General features: G+C 66.7%; 12 protein-coding genes. 6 read left to right on the top strand and 6 right to left on the bottom strand.

Annotation, left to right across the window (positions count from 1 at the left end; genetic code table 11):
* Positions 1–233: 233 nt before the first annotated feature.
* Positions 234–1,388, bottom strand: coding sequence for an ATP-binding protein (locus NZU74_05840; GenBank protein ID MCS6880835.1), 1,155 nt, complete (start codon positions 1,386–1,388; stop codon positions 234–236).
* A 123-nt stretch (positions 1,389–1,511) separates the two neighbouring features.
* Entirely contained in the window at positions 1,512–2,321 is an 810-nt protein-coding gene (locus tag NZU74_05835; GenBank protein ID MCS6880834.1) for a DeoR/GlpR family DNA-binding transcription regulator, read from the bottom strand.
* Between the two features lie 251 nt (positions 2,322–2,572).
* On the opposite strand from NZU74_05835, the gene NZU74_05830 reads away from it, so the two are divergent.
* The 5 genes from NZU74_05830 (at position 2,573) to NZU74_05810 (ending at position 11,305) form a co-directional block, all read left to right on the top strand.
* Positions 2,573–4,378, top strand: coding sequence for a PTS fructose-like transporter subunit IIB (locus NZU74_05830; protein ID MCS6880833.1), 1,806 nt, complete (start codon positions 2,573–2,575; stop codon positions 4,376–4,378).
* Positions 4,379–4,468: 90 nt separating this feature from the next.
* On the top strand, positions 4,469–6,964 hold the full coding sequence (ptsP, locus tag NZU74_05825; GenBank protein ID MCS6880832.1) for a phosphoenolpyruvate--protein phosphotransferase: 2,496 nt from the start codon (positions 4,469–4,471) through the stop codon (positions 6,962–6,964).
* Positions 6,961–7,914: a 1-phosphofructokinase gene (gene pfkB, locus NZU74_05820; GenBank protein MCS6880831.1), complete on the top strand. Its 954-nt coding sequence runs from the start codon at positions 6,961–6,963 to the stop codon at positions 7,912–7,914. Before ptsP ends, pfkB begins: the two co-directional genes overlap by 4 nt.
* Positions 7,915–8,329: 415 nt before the next feature.
* Positions 8,330–10,519, top strand: a complete 2,190-nt coding sequence (locus NZU74_05815) for a hypothetical protein (GenBank protein ID MCS6880830.1) — start codon at positions 8,330–8,332, stop codon at positions 10,517–10,519.
* Between the two features lie 156 nt (positions 10,520–10,675).
* Positions 10,676–11,305, top strand: coding sequence for a histidine phosphatase family protein (locus NZU74_05810; GenBank protein ID MCS6880829.1), 630 nt, complete (start codon positions 10,676–10,678; stop codon positions 11,303–11,305).
* Between the two features lie 179 nt (positions 11,306–11,484).
* Here the strand turns inward: NZU74_05810 and NZU74_05805 are convergent, their stop codons facing one another.
* The 3 genes from NZU74_05805 to NZU74_05795 all read right to left on the bottom strand — a co-directional run bounded on the left by NZU74_05805 (position 11,485) and on the right by NZU74_05795 (position 15,180).
* On the bottom strand, positions 11,485–12,351 hold the full coding sequence (locus tag NZU74_05805; protein ID MCS6880828.1) for a cation diffusion facilitator family transporter: 867 nt from the start codon (positions 12,349–12,351) through the stop codon (positions 11,485–11,487).
* 344 nt (positions 12,352–12,695) lie between these two features.
* A complete protein-coding gene (locus tag NZU74_05800; GenBank protein MCS6880827.1) occupies positions 12,696–14,687 on the bottom strand; it encodes an ATP-binding protein in 1,992 nt (663 codons plus the stop codon).
* Positions 14,688–14,829: 142 nt separating this feature from the next.
* Entirely contained in the window at positions 14,830–15,180 is a 351-nt protein-coding gene (locus NZU74_05795) for a hypothetical protein (GenBank protein MCS6880826.1), read from the bottom strand.
* Between the two features lie 351 nt (positions 15,181–15,531).
* On the opposite strand from NZU74_05795, the gene NZU74_05790 reads away from it, so the two are divergent.
* Positions 15,532–16,581 (top strand): alpha/beta fold hydrolase, encoded by a 1,050-nt coding sequence (locus NZU74_05790; GenBank protein ID MCS6880825.1) that lies wholly within the window; start codon positions 15,532–15,534, stop codon positions 16,579–16,581.
* A gap of 73 nt (positions 16,582–16,654) precedes the next feature.
* Here NZU74_05790 and NZU74_05785 read toward each other — a convergent pair whose 3' ends face one another.
* Complete coding sequence (locus NZU74_05785; GenBank protein ID MCS6880824.1) at positions 16,655–17,599, bottom strand: response regulator; 945 nt, start codon at positions 17,597–17,599, stop codon at positions 16,655–16,657.
* Positions 17,600–17,679 lie beyond the last annotated feature (80 nt).

Genomic DNA, 17,679 nt, shown 5'->3' with positions numbered 1-17,679 from the left:
GAACAACCTCAACGGGCGCCAGGCAGTCCGCTCGCACCTGCCGTAATTATAGCGCAACCCGGCGCGCTGTCTACTCGTACTTCTCCGGGATGCCGCCCCGTAGTGGTACGAGGGGGCGTGGAGGTGTGGAGGTGTAGAGGTGTGGAGGTGTGGAGGTGTGGAGAGACGCCGACTCTACTAACATCTCCACATCTCCACATCTCCACACCTCCCCACAGGCTCAGCCGACGACCCTAGCGGCGTCCCGGCATCTGTTCAGGAGAGGTGAGGGGCAGGGCGGCGCGAATGCTCGTGCCTGCGCCGGGCGCCGAGGTGATCGTCAGCGTGCCGCCGAGGAGCGCCACCCGCTCGGACATGCCCGACAACCCGCTAGAGCGGTACGGGTCAAGCGCGGCGGGGTCGAAGCCGCGCCCCTGATCCTCCACCAGCACGTGCAACTGGTCATCCTCGATCCACACCCGCACCGTCACCTCGGTAGTTTCAGCATGGCGAGCCACATTGGTCAGAGCCTCCTGGATAATGCGGTAGACGACCAGCTCGAGCATCGGGGAAAAGCGCCGGTCAATGCCGATCTGCGTGAGATGGACCCTGACGCGGGTCTGAGCAGTGTAGCGCTCGGCGAGCCAGTCGAGAGTCGGGCGCAGGCCCAGGTCATCGAGCATAGGCGGGCGCAGGTCGAGGGAGAGGTGGCGCACACGGGCGATCAGCTCGCCAACGGTGCGGCGGGCCTGAGACAGGTAGGCGGCAGCGACAGCAGCGTCGCCCTGCGGGTCAATCGAGAGCAGCAGCAAGTTGAGGCCGGTGAGCAACTGGCCGATCTCGTCGTGCATCTCGGCGGCGAGGGCGCGCCGCTCGGCCTCCTGGGCCTCCAGCAGGCGCTGGGAGAGGGCGCGCAACTGATGGTGCCCGGCGTGGGACTCGGCGGAACGAACGCGCGAGATGTCAGCCCAGCTCACCACCAGCCCCTCGAAGACCGGCTCGAGGCCACGCAACGGCCGCAAGGCAACCAGGAACCAGCGCCCATCAGGATGGCGCGCTTCGCGCTCCAGCGGCGCGAGCGTCTCGCGCACGCGAACAGCATCGGCGCCGAGATTCAACGGGGTGAGCGGCCAGGCAAGGTCATCCAGGCGTTTGCCCAGATCGGCGGCCTGGAGGTGCAGCATGGCAACCGCCGCGGGAGAGGCCCGGCGCAGCCGGAGATCCCGATCCAGGGCCAGCAGGCCAACGCCGGTAGCGGCCACCAGCCGCGCCAGATCGGCCTCCTGGGGGCAGGGGTCGCCGGAGAGAGGCGGCAGCCAGATCTCGGAGGCAAGGGCCGCATCCGTCGCCGGGAGCGCTCCAGGCGCCCCGGCGGCGCGAGCGGAGGATTTGCGCGAGCGACGGGTCATGGCGGCCTCCCTGCGCTTCCTGGCCATTCCTGTTGTATCTGGCGCATGCGCATCACCGCCCGGTCTCATAGGCGCCCCAGATACAACAACTCCAAAATCCCAAATCCAAAATCTAAAATGGCATCAGGCGATCAGCACCCGCACCCCGAGGCGCTCAAGGGCGGCGCGAGCGTCTTCCGGCAGCCCGGCGTCGGTCACGACCGTATGGATGGCGTTCAGGGGTGCGACCTTGATGAACCCCGTGCGGCCCCACTTGCTCGAATCGGCCAGCAGAACAATCTGGCGCGCCGCGCGCACCATGGCGCGCTTGATCTGGGCGATCTCGATGGTCGAATCGGTCACCCCTGCTGCCAGATCCACGGTTTCGGCGGCCAGAAAGAGCCTGGTCACGGCCATGCCCTCCAGGGCCTGCTCGGCCAGCGGCCCAAGGGTGCCGAAGGTGGCGTAGTTGACCGTGCCGCCGAGGAGGATCACCCGCGCCTCGGGCAACGACCGGAGCTCCAGGGCCACATTGAGCGCATTCGTAACCACGGTGAGCGGCCCGGAGCGGGGCAGATGGGGAACCATTTCCACTACCGTGGTGCCGGCGTCCATCAAGATGGCATCGCCAGGGGCGACCAGGCTGGCGGCAACGCAGCCGATACGTTGCTTGGCGGCGCGGTTCATCGTGGCACGCTGGTCGAAGGCGATCAACGCGCTGCGCGTGGCGGGCGCCACTGCCCCGCCCCGATCGCGCACCAGCAACCCCTCCTGTTCCAGATGGGCCAGGTCGCTACGGATCGTCACCGGGGAGACCTGGAACAACTCGGCCAGTTCCTGCACCCGCACCGAACCTCGCTGACGCACCAGCGCCGCGATGCGGCTGCGCCGGTCGAGCATCAGCGGCGCTTCGAGGTCATCCCGGGGCGGCGCTGCGGTAAGGGACTCCTCCATTGCGCCCTCCTTACATGCAGTAGTGGTTGCGCCTCTATTGTACGCGAGAAATATCGAAAGTCAAGGAAAATGTGCGCAAGGCTCAGGGCCGGGGCAATGTTCCTGTAGCGAGCAACCCTTCGGGTTGCCCCCCCCAAGAATCTTCCCGCGGATTATCAAAAGTAAACGAAAACATATCTTGACAAATTCGAAAGTCAATGGTAGCTTACAACAAATCACCGCAATGGAATAGAAATCAGGGGAGGAACGCCATGAGTCGCATCGTCGCGATCACTGCCTGTCCAACTGGAGTGGCCCACACGCTGATGGCCGCCGAGGCCCTCCGGAGGACCGCCGTTGCCATGGGACACGAGATCCAGGTAGAGACCCAGGGCGCCGAGGGCGCCCGCAACGTCCTCAGCGCTGAGAGCATCGCCGCCGCCGACGTGGTGGTGGTCGCGGCTGATATTCGGGTTGATGCCAGCCGTTTCGTCGGCAAACCCGTGTACGAGACCCGCACCAGCGAGGCGATTACGAAGACCCGCGCCGTGCTCGAGGCGGCGCTGGCGCTCCTCCCCGCTTCCTCCTCGCCACCCGCGCCGGCGCCCTCCGCCCCGGTTGCGCCGGTCGCAAAGCGACTCGTGGGCATTACCTCGTGCCCCACCGGTATCGCCCATACCTTCATGGCTGCCGAGGGGCTGCGCAAGGGCGCCGAACAGCTCGGCCACCAGATCAAGGTCGAGACCCGGGGTTCCGTGGGCGCGCAAAACACCCTGACGCCAGAGGAAATCGCCGCTGCCGACGCGGTGGTCATCGCCGCCGACACCAAAATCGATCTGAGCCGTTTCGCGGGCAAGCCGGTGTACAGCACCTCAACCAAAGCCGCCATCCACGATGGGGCGGCGGTGATCGCCACGGCCCTCAAGGAGGCGACGGTGCATAGCGGCGCTCCGGCCGGCGGCGGCGCCGACCTGACTGCCCAGGTTGCGGCGGCGAAGGCCGCCCGCAGCGCCAGCGCCAGCGGCCCCTACAAGCATTTGATGACCGGGGTGAGCTATATGCTGCCCTTCGTCGTCGCTGGCGGCCTGCTGATCGCCCTGGCATTCGCCCTCGGCGGAATCTACGTCTACGAGGAGGCCAAGACAGGAACCCTGGGCTGGGCGCTGTTCCAGATCGGCGGCCCGTCGGCCTTCGCCCTGATGGTGCCCATTCTGGCCGGCTTTATCGCCTTCTCTATCGCCGACCGCCCGGGCCTCGCTCCCGGTATGATTGGCGGCATGCTCGCCGCTTCGAGCGGAGCCGGCTTCCTCGGCGGCATTATCGCCGGGTTCATCGCCGGCTATAGCGTCGCCTGGCTAAACCGGATGCTCAACCTGCCGCCAACCCTGGCCGGTCTCAAGCCAGTGCTGATCCTGCCATTGCTCGGCGCCAGCATTACCGGTCTGCTGATGATCTACGTCGTCGGCGGCCCGGTCAGCGCCGCCCTCGCCGCGCTGACCGGCTGGCTCCAGACGATGGAATCAAGCAGCGCCGTGGTTCTGGGACTCCTTCTTGGCGCGATGATGGCCTTCGATATGGGCGGCCCGGTGAACAAGGCAGCCTACGCCTTCGCGACGGGGTTGCTGGCCAGCCAGGTCTTCACCCCCATGGCCGCAGTGATGGCCGCCGGGATGACCCCGCCTCTGGGGCTGGCGCTGGCGACCTGGTTGTTCAAGGATCGCTTCAGCGCCGAGGAGCGCGAGGCTGGCAAGGCCGCCGCCGTGCTAGGGATCTCCTTCATCACCGAGGGCGCCATTCCCTTCGCGGCTAAAGATCCCTTCCGGGTCATTCCCGCGATCATCGCCGGCTCGGCGGTTGCCGGCGCGCTCTCGATGCTCTTCGGCTGCACCCTCCAGGCGCCCCATGGCGGCGTCTTCGTCCTGCCCATCCCCAATGCGGTCGGCAACCTGCCGATGTACCTGGTCGCTATTCTGGCCGGCACGCTCGTCACCGCGGCGATGCTCTACGCCCTGAAGCGCCCCCTGGCCGTACCTGCGTCGTCTGCCGCAGCGGACGCGACTCAGCCGGTGACGGCCTGACCGGAGAGTGGTGCAACCCTCCAGGTTGCACCACCGGGCCAGATGGATAACCACGGCTATGGTTCAGCCTCAGTGTAAAGGAGCGCTCCGATGCTTGAGCTTACCCCTGCCACGGTGCGCCTCGGCGCCACCGCCGCGAATAAAGAAGAAGCCATCCGCCAGGTCGGGCAGATGTTGGTAGAGGCCGGCTATATCTCCCCCGCCTATGTCGAGAGCATGCTGGCCCGCGAGCAACAGGCCAATACCTACCTCGGCAACGGCATCGCTATTCCTCACGGTATGGGCCAGGACCGCGAGTTGATCCGCCGGACGGGGATCGCCGTCCTGCAACTGGCTAGCGCCGTGCCCTGGAAGGATGATGCCCAGGCGCGCCTGTTGATTGGCATCGCCGCTCGCTCTGACGAGCATCTGCCCTTGCTGGCCAATCTGGTGGACGTGCTGGGTCACGCCGAGCTGGCGACCCGGCTCGCCACCACCACCGATCCGCAGGTGATCATCCGCCACCTGATCCGTCCCCGAACACCCGGCGCCTCCGCCGAGGCGGTCTGGGAGGACGGGCCAGCGGTGACTGTGCCTATTGGCAGCCACGCCGGGTTGCACGCCCGCCCCGCCACGGTGTTCGTGGAACTGGCGAACCAGTTCGCCGCCGAGATCCAGGTGAGCTACAACGGCCAGACGGCCAACGGCAAGGCCCTGGCGGCGCTGCTGCGCCTCGGCGCCCCCCACGGCGCGCTGATCCGCATCGCGGCCCGCGGCCCCGACGCCGAGGCGGCTGTAGCCACCCTGGGCGCAGCAGTGGCCGCCGGGCTGGAGGACGAGACCCCCACGCTCACGCCGGCCAGCGAAACGTTCCGCTGGCGCCCCGCCAGGGCCGACCGGGCGGTAATCGGCGTCGCCGCCTCTCCGGGCCTGGCGATTGGCCCCCTCTACCACTACCAGACCCGGCGCCTCGTCGTGCGTGACGTGGCCGAAAATCCGGCCCACGAACGCGAACGGCTCCACGCGGCCCTCGCCACCGCCCGCGAGGAGCTGGGCACGATCTACGAATCGGTACGCGAGCGCGCCGGGCGGGGCGAGGCGGCAATTTTCCGCGCCCACCAGGCCCTCCTCGCCGACCCGGAACTGGTCGCCCAGGTCGAGGGGCTGATTGACGAAGGGCATAGCGCGGCCTGGGCCTGGCGCCGGGCCATCGAGGAGCGCGTCGGCGCGCTGCAACGCCTGGCCGATGAGCGCCTGGCGGCCCGCGCAGCGGATCTGAACGATGTCGGACAACGGGTGCTGCGGCTCATGGTCGCGGTCGAGGCCGAGGCGCCCGCCCTGCCCGCCGGGCCGGTCATTCTCATTGCCGAGGATCTGTTGCCCTCCGATACCGCCCGCCTCGATCCAAAGCTGATCCTCGGCCTGGCTACCGCCAGCGGCGGACCGACCTCCCACACCGCGATTATCGCCCGCTCTCTGGGCATCCCCGCCATCGTCGGCGCCGGACCCGCCTTGCTGGAGCAGCCCGCTGGCGCGCCCGGCATCCTCGATGGCGGCGCTGGCGCGTTGTACGTTAATCCAGAAGCGGACGACCTGGAGTCGGCCCGGCGCGCCCAGGCCGAACTGGCTCGCCTGCGCGACGTAGAGTACCAGACGCGGTATGAACCGGCCCTGACCACCGACGGCCATCGCATCGAGGTGGTCGCCAATGTGCAACGCCCCGTCGAGGCCGAACCGGCGATCAACGCCGGGGCGGAGGGCATCGGGTTGCTGCGCACCGAGTTTCTGTTCCTCGAGCGCGCCACGCCTCCCGGCGAAGAGGAGCAGTACGAAGCCTACGCCGCCATGGTCCGCGCGCTCAACGGCCTGCCGCTCACTATTCGCACCCTCGACATCGGCGGCGACAAGGCCGTACCCTACCTCGATCTGCCGCCGGAGGACAACCCCTTCCTGGGAGTGCGCGGGCTGCGGCTCTGCCTGCGCCGGCCCGATCTGTTTCGTCCCCAACTGCGGGCCATCTACCGCGCAGCATGTCTCGGCCCCCTCCGGCTTATGTTCCCGATGGTCGCCACGCTGGAGGAACTGCGCCAGGCGAAGGCCATTGCCGAGGAGGTGCGCCTCGAAGTCGGCGCGCCGCCAGTTGACATCGGCATTATGGTCGAAGTGCCCTCCACCGCGCTAATGGCCGCCGAGTTCGCCGCCGAGGTGGACTTCTTCTCCATCGGCACCAACGACCTGACCCAGTATGTCCTGGCGATGGATCGGCTGCATCCGGCTCTGGCCAGGCAGGTGGACGGCCTGCACCCAGCGGTGCTGCGGCTGGTTGATCAGGTGGCGCGCGCAGCGCAAGCCGCCGGACGCCACGTAGGAGTCTGCGGCGGCGTGGCGGGCGAACCTCACGGCGCGGCGATCCTGGCAGGACTGGGCGTCCACGAGTTAAGCGTGAGCATTCCCAGCGTGGCCGCAGTCAAGGCGCAGCTGCGCTCGCTGTCGCTGGAGCAGGCCCGCTACCTGGCGCGCCAGGCTCTGGCATGCCGCACCGCTGAAGAGGTGCGTGGTCTAACTATCGGCGCGCGCGCCGCCAGTCCGGGAGGAGGCCAGCCATGAGCGCCACCCCTGAGATGATCACGGTTACCCTCAACCCGGCGATTGACCGCACCGTGACCATCACCGACTTCGCCGCGGGCAAGGTGAACCGGGTTGAACAGGTTCAGGATCACCCTGGCGGCAAGGGGGTCAACGTAGCAGTAACCCTGGCCGACGCCGGCCACAGGGTAGCGGCGACGGGGTTCCTGGGCCGCGAGAATGCGACGAGCTTCGAGGATCTGTTCGCTCGTAAAGGCATTGCCGACCAGTTTGTGCGCATCGCCGGGCGCACGCGGGTGGGGATCAAGATTATTGACCCGGTGCGGCAGCAAACGACCGACATCAACTTTCCCGGCCCGGCGCCTGCGCCGCTCGACCTGGACGCGCTGCGAGCGCGCCTGGCAGCCTCGCCGGCGCCGTGGGTGGTGTTGGCGGGAAGCCTGCCCCCCGGCGTCGCACCAACGCTCTATCGTGATCTGATCGGCGAGCTAAGGGCCCGGGGGCGGAGCGTGGCGCTTGACACCAGCGGCGAGCCGCTCGCGGCGGCCATCACTGCCGCGCCGCGGATCATCAAGCCCAACATTCACGAACTGGAGGCGCTGATCGGCGCCCCCCTCCCCGGCGAGGCGGCCATCATCGCGGCAGCGCGGAAACTCCTCACGGCGGGGATCGAGCTGGCGGTCGTCTCGATGGGTAGCGCGGGGGCGCTCTTTATCACCGCCAGCGAAGCATTGCGCGCCGTGCCCCCGCAGGTAACGGCGCGCAGCACCGTGGGGGCGGGCGACGCGATGGTGGCGGGCATTGTCGCCGCGCAGGCGCGGGGCTATGACCTTGAAGCTACCGCCAGGCTGGCGACGGCCTTCGCCGTGGACGCGATCAGCCGCGTGGGGGCCGGCCTGGGCGACCGGGCCACCCTCGCCGACCTGGCCCGCCGCGTCGCCGTGTCCGTCGTCATGCCAGCACTGGTGTGACCTGCGGCGAACCGCGATAGCGTTCACCGCTATCGCACCCGTTCGCACCGCAGAGAGCGCGGAGGGGCGTATGGGACTTCCGAAAGCTCGTCCCCCGCATGCTCCGCGACGGCAGGAGAAAGCGCGAAGGTCCGCGCCCTTCGCCACCCGCATACCGCCAACCGCTACGGGTACAACGGAGAGCGCGGGGAGACCGTGCCTCCCTGCGCTCCTCAAACTGTAACTCGAGCATGAACCATGGCTTATACCAGTTCCTGTTGAATGGCCCACATACCCATCATCGCCAGGTCTGATCGGGAAGCCACATCCGACAATCCAAAATCCAAAATCCAAAATCCAAAATCCAAAATCCAAAGCGGCATCGGCACCGAAACCCGCGCGCTCCCATACAGGCACATCTTAACCCGGACATCCTATGACCCTACCAACTATCCGTTGGCGCGATGCGCTGGGGCGCCACGGCGCGGCCCTGGCCCTCTACCTGAGCCTGGCCCTGCTGATGACCTGGCCCATGGCGCTGCAAATGACGACCGCCGTGCCGGGCAACGGCTTCGACACCTGGCAGAACATGTGGAACATGTGGTGGCTGCGGGAGGCGCTGCTCAGCCGTAGCAATCCCTTTTTCACCCCCTACCTCTACTACCCCCATGGCGCCGAACTATGGCTGCAAACGCTTAATCCGATCAATTTTCTGGTCAGCCTGCCGATCCACGCGCTCTTCGGGCTGGTCGTGGCTTACAACTTCGTGGTGCTCTTCTCGCTGACGATGAGCGGCTACACGACCTATCTACTGGCACGGGCCATCCTCGTCGCGCCCGGCGCGCGCCCGGCAACGGCGCGCCGCGCCGCGCTGGTCGGCGGGGTCATCTTCGCTACCAGCGGCTACCTGCTCTCCCAGGTGTTCGGCAGCCATACGCACATGCTTGCGGCCTGGCCGCTGCCGCTGGCGGCGCTGGCCATCCACCACGCCGCCAATCAGCCCGGATGGGGCCGCATCGCCCTGGCGGGGGCGCTGATCGCCCTGACCGCGCTCTGCGACTGGCAGTACCTGCTGTTCACGCTGATCTGGGCGGCCTGGTACGCCGTAGCCCGGCTGCTGCTCCACCGGCAGGCGGGCGCAAGCGGCGGCCCGCTCCCGCGCCTGCGCGCGTCGGGGGCGCTGGCCGTCGCGGCGGCTATCGGGCTGGCGCTGCTGCTGACATCGCCGCTGGCTCTTCCCGCTGCGCGCTTCGCGGCCCGTATGCCCGCCGTCGCAACCGAGGGCGGCCCCACCTTCCGCCAGGATCATTCGGCCGACCTGGCCGACTTCTTCATCCCCAGCCAGCTCCATCCCCTCCTCGGGCCGGTGGCCGAGCGCATGCAGAGCTACAAGGACAACATCCACATCCAGTCCAAGACCGCCTATCTCGGCGTGGCGGCCCTGGTGCTGGCAACCTTTGGCCTGCGCGACGACCGGCGCCGATTCTGGTTGCTGAGCGCCGCGCTGTTTGCCCTGCTGGCCCTGGGGCCGCAGTTGCAGGTGCTCGGACATCGCACCGGCATACCCCTCCCCGGCGCCTTGCTCTACGACCTGCCCCTCTTGCGGATCTCACGCTACCCGCTGCGGTTCATCGTCTATACGCTGCTCGCGCTGGCGATCCTGGCCGCCCTGGGCGCGCACCGCTTGCTGAGCGTGCTGGAGGAGCGCGCGCCGCGCCCTGGCCGGGCCGCCAATCTGGCCCTGGCCGGCCTGGTCGCGCTGATCGCCTTCGAGAACCTGACCACGCCCTTCCCGATGGTCTGGGTCTATGTTCCGCCGCTCTACAACGAACTGGGACAAGATCCCGACGAATACGCCATTCTCGAGTCACCCTTCTACTACGACGTAAGCCCGACGTACATGCTCTTTCAAATCGCCCACCGGAAGTATCTGGCGGGCGGCTACACCTCGCGCACCCTGCCCTACCCTCTGCTGGAGCAGATCCCCATGGTGCGCATGTTCGCCTACGCCAGTCCTCAGGCAGACATTATCGCCCAGAAGCCAACGACCATCGCCGCCAGCGTGTTCAGCTATTTCAACATCCGCTATCTGATGCTCCACGGCACCGGAGGGGCGCTGAGCTACCACTACCTGCAGAAAGTCGCCGAAGCCGCCGCGGGCGGAGCGCCGCCCCGGCGCGAGATTGCGGTACTGACCTGCTCCGACCCGTTTCGCGCCTCGGGGTTGCTGCGATCCATGGGGCCACTGAAGCCGATCCCGGCGGGGTCGGTGCTGGCCTATAAGGTGGCGCCGCCAGACGACCCGCTGCCGTTTCTTGGCATCGGGGCCGGCTGGTCGCCGCCGACGGCGAGCAGCGGCGGAATCGAGCGGCGCATCCGTAGCGAAGCCGAGGTGCTGATCTTCAGCGCCCGCCCCCGTGACGTTATCCTCACCGTGGACCTGAACAGCCCGGCGCCGGGTCGCCTGGTTATCAGCGCCAACGGGCAGGAACGGGCCAGCCTTGCGCTGCGCGGAGGCCTGGAGCGCCACACGGTAGCGCTGCGCATCGTGAGCGGCATGACCCCGGTGTATTTGCATGCACCCGATGGGGAGGTGGCGGTATATTCCCTGGGGCTCGAAGAATGAGGGGGACAGCAGGGTTAGCAACCCTTCAGGTTGCCCCTGACCTGGATGAACGTTGTGTCAAGCCGGAACGACCCGGCCAACGGTATAATAGGCCCCAGATGAAGGTAGCGGCAGCCTTTGCGAACAAACCACATCCATCACCACAAGTGAGATCCTATGCGCCTTATCCTCGTCCGTCACGGCGAGACGCCGTGGAACGTCACCCTCCAGTACCAGGGTCACGCCAATGTTCCCTTGAATGAACGCGGGCGTGAGCAGGCCCGCCGCGCCGCCGCGCGCCTGCGGCCGCTGGAGGTGCGCGCTCTGTACGCCAGTGACATCGCCCGCGCCTGGGAGACCGCCGAGATCATTGGCGCGGCCATCGGCCAGACGCCCGTGCCGATGCCCGAGTTGCGCGAGATTGACGTCGGGCAGTGGGAGGGCCTGACACCCGAAGAACTCTACCGGCGTTTCCCCGACCATATGGCCGAGTACCGGCGCGACCCGGCGCGCACCGTGCGTCTCGGCGGCGAGAGCTACGCGCAGTTGCAGGCCCGGGCGCTGGTGGCGCTCCAGCGCATCCAGGAGAGCCATGCCCAGGGCGAGGTGGTGGTCGCCGTGTCGCACGGCGGCACCATCCGCGCCCTGCTCTGCCACGTGATCGGTCTGGACCTGGGCAACTTCGGGCGCATGTGGCTCGACAACGGCTCGCTGACCGAGCTGCGCCTGGGACGCAATGGCTGGCGCCTGATGCGCCTCAACGACGCCGCTCATGTCGAAGATATGGTCGCCGAAGGAGGAGAGTAATGGGATTTTGGATTTTGGATTGCGGATTGCGGATTGATCCGCATACCTTTCCGAAAAGACAATCCAAAATCCAAAATCCAAAATCCCAAATCCCCAACCTTCTCTACAGCTACCGTAAGAGCGTGAGGAAAGCCGGTTTCCCCACGCTCTAGAAATCCGGGGGCATGTTCACCGCGACCCTACAACTTCACATCTTCCCAGGAGGCCGGATCACCGCGCGGCTCGACGTGGGTGAACACCGACGTGTTGGGAAGCGTCGCGCGAATATCGCGCTCGACCTCCTCGGCCAGGTCGTGCCCCTGCTGAACGGTCCAGGTATCGGGCACCAGAAGGTGCATAGATACAAAGCGCCGCGCGGCAGCCTGGCGCGTGCGGAGGGCGTGGTAATCTACGCCTCGCGCGGCGTACTCGTCGAGCACCGCCCGCACCTGGGCCAGTTCTTCCGGAGGGATGGACGTATCCATCAACCCCAGCGCCGAGCGACGCACCAGGTCGATGCCCGAGCGGATGATATTCGCCGCCACCAGCAGGGCGATCAGCGGGTCGAGCCACGCCCACCCGGTGAGCCAGACCAGCGCCACGCCGACCGCGACGCCCGCCGAGGTCCAGACATCGGTCATCAGGTGATGCGCATCAGCCTCGAGAGCGATGGAGGCGTGCCTGCGACCGGCGCGGAGCATGATGCGCGCGACCACAAAGTTGATCAGCGACGCGACCATGGACACGGCCAGGCCCAGGCCAAGCTGCTCGAGGGGCGCGGGGGCAATCAGGCGCGGCACGGCGGTCCAGATAATGCTGCCCGCGGCGACGAGGATCAGCAGGCCCTCGGTGGCGCTGGCGAAGTACTCGGCCTTGGTGTGGCCGTAGGCATGGTCCTCATCGGCGGGCCGCGCGGCGATGGCGAGCATTGCCAGGCCCATCACCGCAGCGGCGAGATTGACGAGCGACTCGAGCGCGTCGGAGAGCAACCCGACCGAACCGGTCAGCCAGAAGGCGGCTAGCTTGAGGCTAATAGTGAGGATCGCCGCGGCGATCGATAGCCACATAAAGCGCGCCAGCGATGGAAGATGCGCCATTCGTGTGCTAAAACTCTGGTGGTTTGAGACCCTGAATACAGCCAGGGGCAGTGGCTAAAGGACGCAACCGTCCTGACAGATATCAACCCGTCATTTCCGGGTTGTAAAGACGCTACAAACTCTTCGCGGCAGGGAGATGTTGCCCTCCCCTAAAAAAAACCCCCTCTTGCCACCCCTTAAAGGCGCAAGCGGAGCTTGCAAGGACCTGCCTTTTTCACTCATAGTGTAACGACTATGAGCGCATTTTGGCAAGAACGCGCCGAAAAATTACGCAGCCCGGCGCCAGGCTTTAGGGGGGCCAAAACATCGGTCAGTCATCGCGGCAACCAGACCGTGAAGGTGGTACCCTTGCCCGGCTCACTCTCCACCTCTACTGTTCCGCCGTGTCTGGCGACGATCTCGCGCACGACGTAGAGACCGATACCCATGCCTGGCATAGCGCGGGTGGAGGGATCAGGAGCGCGGTATGAGCGCTCGAACAGGTAGGGCAACACCGCTGGATCGATCCCCACGCCTTCGTCGCGCACGGCGAACCAGACCCGTTCGTGCTGCTGGCCCGCCAGCACGGTAATGGCGCTGCCGGGCGGGCTATACTTGGCTGCATTCTGCAGCAGATTGTCGAGCACCTGTTCAAGGCGCACGGCGTCGCCCTCGATGTGAAGGGGGCCGACAGGCCCGTCATAGCGCAGCACATGGGTGACAAGCGAGGCTTCGGCGCGCTCAAGCACCCGACGCACCAGGGCCGCCAGATCCAGCGGGGCGCGCTGAATGCTCAACTGGCCCGCCTCCAGACGCGAGACATCGAGCAGCATACTGACCAGGTTAGCCAGACGACGTAGTTGCTCCTCGATCAGGCGCAGATTGCGACCGAAGCGTTCGTCCGACAGATTGGCTCGCTCGGCGCGCCGTATGAGCAACTGCACGTTGCCGAGAGCGGCGGCAAGCGGCGCACGCAATTCGTGAACCGCGAGAGAAAGGAAGTTGTCGCGCACCTGGATGGCCCGTTGCGCTTCCTCATACAGGCGGGCATTATCCAGCGCGACGGCGGCCCGGCCGGCCAGTTCACGCACAAGGCCGATATCGGCTTCGGTAAAGACCCGCCCTGAGGCGCTCATTCCCAGCAAAATCGCGCCGGTCGCCACGCCGCGGGCAACCAGCGGCACGACAATATGGGAACGGGGAAGGGTGGCGCGGAGACGCGCCAGGTGTTCGGCATCAGCAGCGGCGGCAGCGACGAGCGCGTCCGGGATGGGCGGATTGAGCAGCGCCTGGCCGGTACGAACGGCAATCGCGGCGGGATGATCGCTCCGCGGATCAATCGTCAGCGACTGGAGGGCACGTAACTGCTGCTCCAGATCAGGGTCAACGTGCACAGTGACCACGCGGCGGAGCATGCCATCGGGTTCCTGGGCGAACACGACGCACATATCAGCGACTTCGGCAATAGCGAGGCGGGCAATCGCCTGGAGCGTCTCCTCAGAGGCCAGGGATGAGGACAGGATGGCGCTGGCCTGGGCGAGAAAGGCCGCGCGCCGTTCGGCCCGCTGCGCCTGGTCGCGGGCTTCGCGCTCGCGGCGCAGGGTCTCCTCGCGAGCGCGTTCCTCGGCGCGTCGCGCGCTGACGTCGCGAAAGACCAGCACCGCGCCGATCAGCGCGCCGCTCCGGGAGCGTACCGGCGCGGCGCTGCCCTCGATGGGGCGTTCGGCCCCATCGCGAGTCAGCAGCAACGTGCCCGACGCCAGCGCAACCGCCTGGCCCTCGCGCAAGGTCCGCTCGACCAGACGTTCCGGCGGCGCCCGTGTGGTCTCCTCGACGACACGCAACACGTCGCTCAGAGGACGCATGCGCGCCTTGTCGAAGCGCCAGCCGGTAAGTTGCTCGGCAACAGGGTTCATCACGGTCACCCGCTCAGCGGCATCGGTAACGATAACGGCCTCGCCAATACTGCTGAGGATGACCGCGTAACGCTCGCGCTCAGCCTGGGCAAAACCCTCCGAGCGCCGGCGGGACTCGCTGAGTGCGCTGACGACCAGGGCCGCGCCGAGAAAGAACCCCAGATGCAGCACGTAGGAACTCTTCACCCCGGATGACGGCGGGGAGGCCTGCAACTCATAGACGCCCACCAGCGCCGTGAATATCGTGGCCAGCAATCCCGGCCCGAACCCGCCGTACCAGGCGCTTATCGTAACCGCAAGAAGAAATAACACAAAACCGCGCTGCTCGACAGGAGGCGCGAGCAGGTTCGTGAGCAGCGCCGCTGCCACGCCGGTGACCACGGCCACCACGTAGCTCACCAGGACTGGCACGTGTGATAACGTGAAGTTCGGGCGAGGAGCGTCCATGCCACGATTATAGCCCAGACCTCCGTACCCACGCGTACCACGGTACCACGGTGGCGCCTGGCGCGTGCACCTGTAAGAAGGCGTAGCGCCGGAGAGGCGCCCAACCCTACGGCCACCGGCGGCGTCCCTGTTGTTGCTCCCAGATCAGCAACCCCAGAAACAGGGCGCAGATCAGAGCCATGGCGGCATTGGCGAAGACGGCGGCGTTAAGCTGAAACGATCCCGAGGCGAGGCGCGTCAGAATATTCGCCACCGTAGCAAGCAAGCCGAGAGCGCCAACCCCCGCCGCGATCCGCCGCGCCACCGGAGCGCGCGCTGGATGACGCATCTGCGCACCCAGGACCATCAGGACCAATCCGAAGAGGATCGGGATCGCCGATGTTGGCGCAGCCGTTGCCACCACGCCGGCCGTGCCGAGGACCAGCAGCAAGATCCCGGCCCACATGGTGATGTTCATCGTCAGACTCCGCTAGACTATCAGGCCAGGGGAACGGACCTGATCGTAGTGATAAACCCTTTCATGCAGTATAGCGGAATTGGCGCGGCAATTTACGTGAAAACTATCACGATATTTGCCGGGAGGCGGTTTCGAGCGCATCCATAGGAGTGCATCTGGGGGATATGAGTGCCTCGATCCCACGTTTGCCCATTTCTAACTGGAAAGGTATACTGAGGTTGGCTCGCAGAGGCTTCCCGGAAGGCCAGAGCAGGATCGGGATGGAGAGTAGACTCCCCGGCGCGCTTGCAGAAAAGCTGTACCTTTCGCCTTCATGCAGGCGCCTGGCGCAACCTGAAGGGGTGCACCGCGATGATCTACGATCAGCTTGATCGCCTGCGGCGCGCGCGCGGGCACTGGTTCGATATGGCGGGGCTTGCGCCTATTGAAACGCCGTCGCGGGCGGTGTTTTCAACGCGACTCCTGACCCTCAACGCCTATGCTGAAGCCGACGCCTCGGGGCCGGTTTTGCTGATCGTCCCCGCACCGATCAAACGCGCCTACCTGTGGGACCTCGCGCCCTCGGTCAGTGTCATCCGACACTGTCTCCGGCGCGGCATTCGCCCCTACCTGATCCGCTGGGAACGCCCTGACACAGAGGATTACCATCTGGGGCTGGCAGAATATGCCGCGGAGTACCTGCTGGCCTGTCAGGAAGCCATCGCCGCCGAGACCGGCGAACCGGCGACCTTTGTGGCCGGTCACTCCCTCGGCGGCGTGCTGGCGGCGATCTACGCGGCCCTCTACCCTGAACGGCTCAAGGGTCTGGTGCTGCTCAGCGCACCGCTATGCTTTGGCCCCGGCACGGGCGCCTTTGGCCCGGTGGTGGCCCGCGCCCCGCGCACCGAGACCCTTACCGCCCTGCTGCCTGCGAATGTGCCAGGTACATTTCTGAACACCGTAAGCATCCTGGCCGCGCCCGCCACCTTCGAGGGCGAACGCCTGACGGACTGGTGGTACAGCCTTGCCGACCCCCAGGCCCTGAACACCCACCTGCGGGTCATGCGCTGGACCCTCGATGAGCAACCCCTGCCCCGGCGGCTCTTCGAGGAGATGGTGGAGTTGCTGTACCGTGAAAACCGTTTCATCGAGGGGACGCTCAGCGTCGGCGGGCGCCTGGCAGCGCCGGCGGCGATTACCGTGCCGCTCATTAGCGTCATCGAACGGCATTCGGCGATCATCCCGCCCGAATCGGTCTTGCCATTTCACTCCGCCGTGGGAAGCCGCGACACCCGTGTGCTGTGGTACGAGGGCGATGTGGGGGTGGTGCTGCAACACCTGGGCATGCTGGTTGGGCGCCGCGCCCATCAGGAGGTGTGGCCTGCCATCCTGGATTGGATGCACGCCCGTAATGAAAAGTAAAGCCGGCCCGCCGGGCCGGCTCCCCACCCATAGCACGCGTAGAGCCGGTCCGGCGGGCCGGCTCCCTTTCGTTTCACAGAATCAGAATCACCACCACCAGCGCCATCGCCAGCACCGCCACCACCCCGACAGTCAACGGCAGCGCCCCCGGAATCCGACGGCGCCGTTGCCCGCCATGCCCCAGGTAGGGGCTGAGATCAACATCGAGCATGGCGCTGTAGGTCCGCAGGGCGTGACGCAGTTCGTCGCGCGGCACGTAGCTGAATTGCTCTCGCTCAATGGCCTGGAGGAACTCCCAACGCACGCCGCAGACCTCACCGGCATCGTGCAGGCTGAGGCGCCGCTGGCGCCGCGCTTCGGCGAGCAGCGGGCCGAGGCGCGGCAGCCGGTTTTCTACAGGCTCGGTTTCACGCGCCCGCGGACGGTCAGCGAGAGAGGAAGCGACCCCTGGCGCAGGAGTTTCCGCCGCGGGCGCCGCTGCTGGCTCTATGGGGGCCGGCGTTGGCCGGCGCTGACCGTTGGCGCTCCGGCTGCGCCGCAGCACCGCCTCGATGCGCGCGATCAGCGCAGCGGCGCTGAACGGTTTGCCTACATAGTCGTCGGCGCCGCTCGTCAGTCCGGTGACGATGTCCTCATCGCCGTGTTTCGCCGTCAGCATGATGATCGGCACCGTCGAACTGGCGCGGATCTGGCGGCACAGATCCCAGCCGCTGATCCCCGGCATCATAACATCGAGCAGGATCAGGTCCGGGGCCTCGTTGGCAATCAACAGCAGCGCGTCGTGCGCGCGCTGGCACGCCATGACTCGGTAGCCCGCGCTGCCAAGCTGGTATTCGATCAACCGGCAGATCACCGGTTCATCGTCAATCACCAGAATGCGAGTTGCCACGATGCCCTCCCTGGACGCTGATTTTGCAGACACGTCGCCGCTCGCAGGGTTCTGCTTCCCTCTCGGCCTCCCCTCGCCGGAGCGAGGCCTCCGGTTCTCTCTTCTCAGATGTAGGGTTTTCCGGCGCATGCTCGCGTCGCATGCGCCATCCGGGGCATTGGGACGTCCGACTCCACCCACCCCGCCTCGCGGTCGCGGGCGGCGGGGGG

The sequence above is a fragment of the Chloroflexaceae bacterium genome (genome assembly GCA_025057155.1).
Taxonomy (GTDB): domain Bacteria; phylum Chloroflexota; class Chloroflexia; order Chloroflexales; family Chloroflexaceae; genus JACAEO01.
This window is presented reverse-complemented; position numbering and strand designations above follow the sequence as displayed.

Coding starts and splice junctions, on each gene's coding strand:
- NZU74_05785 (MCS6880824.1), bottom strand. CDS start 17,599: ATGCGCCGGAAAACCCTACATCTGAGAAGAGAGAACCGGAGGCCTCGC.
- NZU74_05805 (MCS6880828.1), bottom strand. CDS start 12,351: ATGTGGCTATCGATCGCCGCGGCGATCCTCACTATTAGCCTCAAGCTA.
- pfkB (MCS6880831.1), top strand. CDS start 6,961: ATGAGCGCCACCCCTGAGATGATCACGGTTACCCTCAACCCGGCGATT.
- ptsP (MCS6880832.1), top strand. CDS start 4,469: ATGCTTGAGCTTACCCCTGCCACGGTGCGCCTCGGCGCCACCGCCGCG.
- NZU74_05815 (MCS6880830.1), top strand. CDS start 8,330: ATGACCCTACCAACTATCCGTTGGCGCGATGCGCTGGGGCGCCACGGC.
- NZU74_05830 (MCS6880833.1), top strand. CDS start 2,573: ATGAGTCGCATCGTCGCGATCACTGCCTGTCCAACTGGAGTGGCCCAC.
- NZU74_05810 (MCS6880829.1), top strand. CDS start 10,676: ATGCGCCTTATCCTCGTCCGTCACGGCGAGACGCCGTGGAACGTCACC.
- NZU74_05790 (MCS6880825.1), top strand. CDS start 15,532: ATGATCTACGATCAGCTTGATCGCCTGCGGCGCGCGCGCGGGCACTGG.
- NZU74_05840 (MCS6880835.1), bottom strand. CDS start 1,388: ATGACCCGTCGCTCGCGCAAATCCTCCGCTCGCGCCGCCGGGGCGCCT.
- NZU74_05795 (MCS6880826.1), bottom strand. CDS start 15,180: ATGAACATCACCATGTGGGCCGGGATCTTGCTGCTGGTCCTCGGCACG.
- NZU74_05835 (MCS6880834.1), bottom strand. CDS start 2,321: ATGGAGGAGTCCCTTACCGCAGCGCCGCCCCGGGATGACCTCGAAGCG.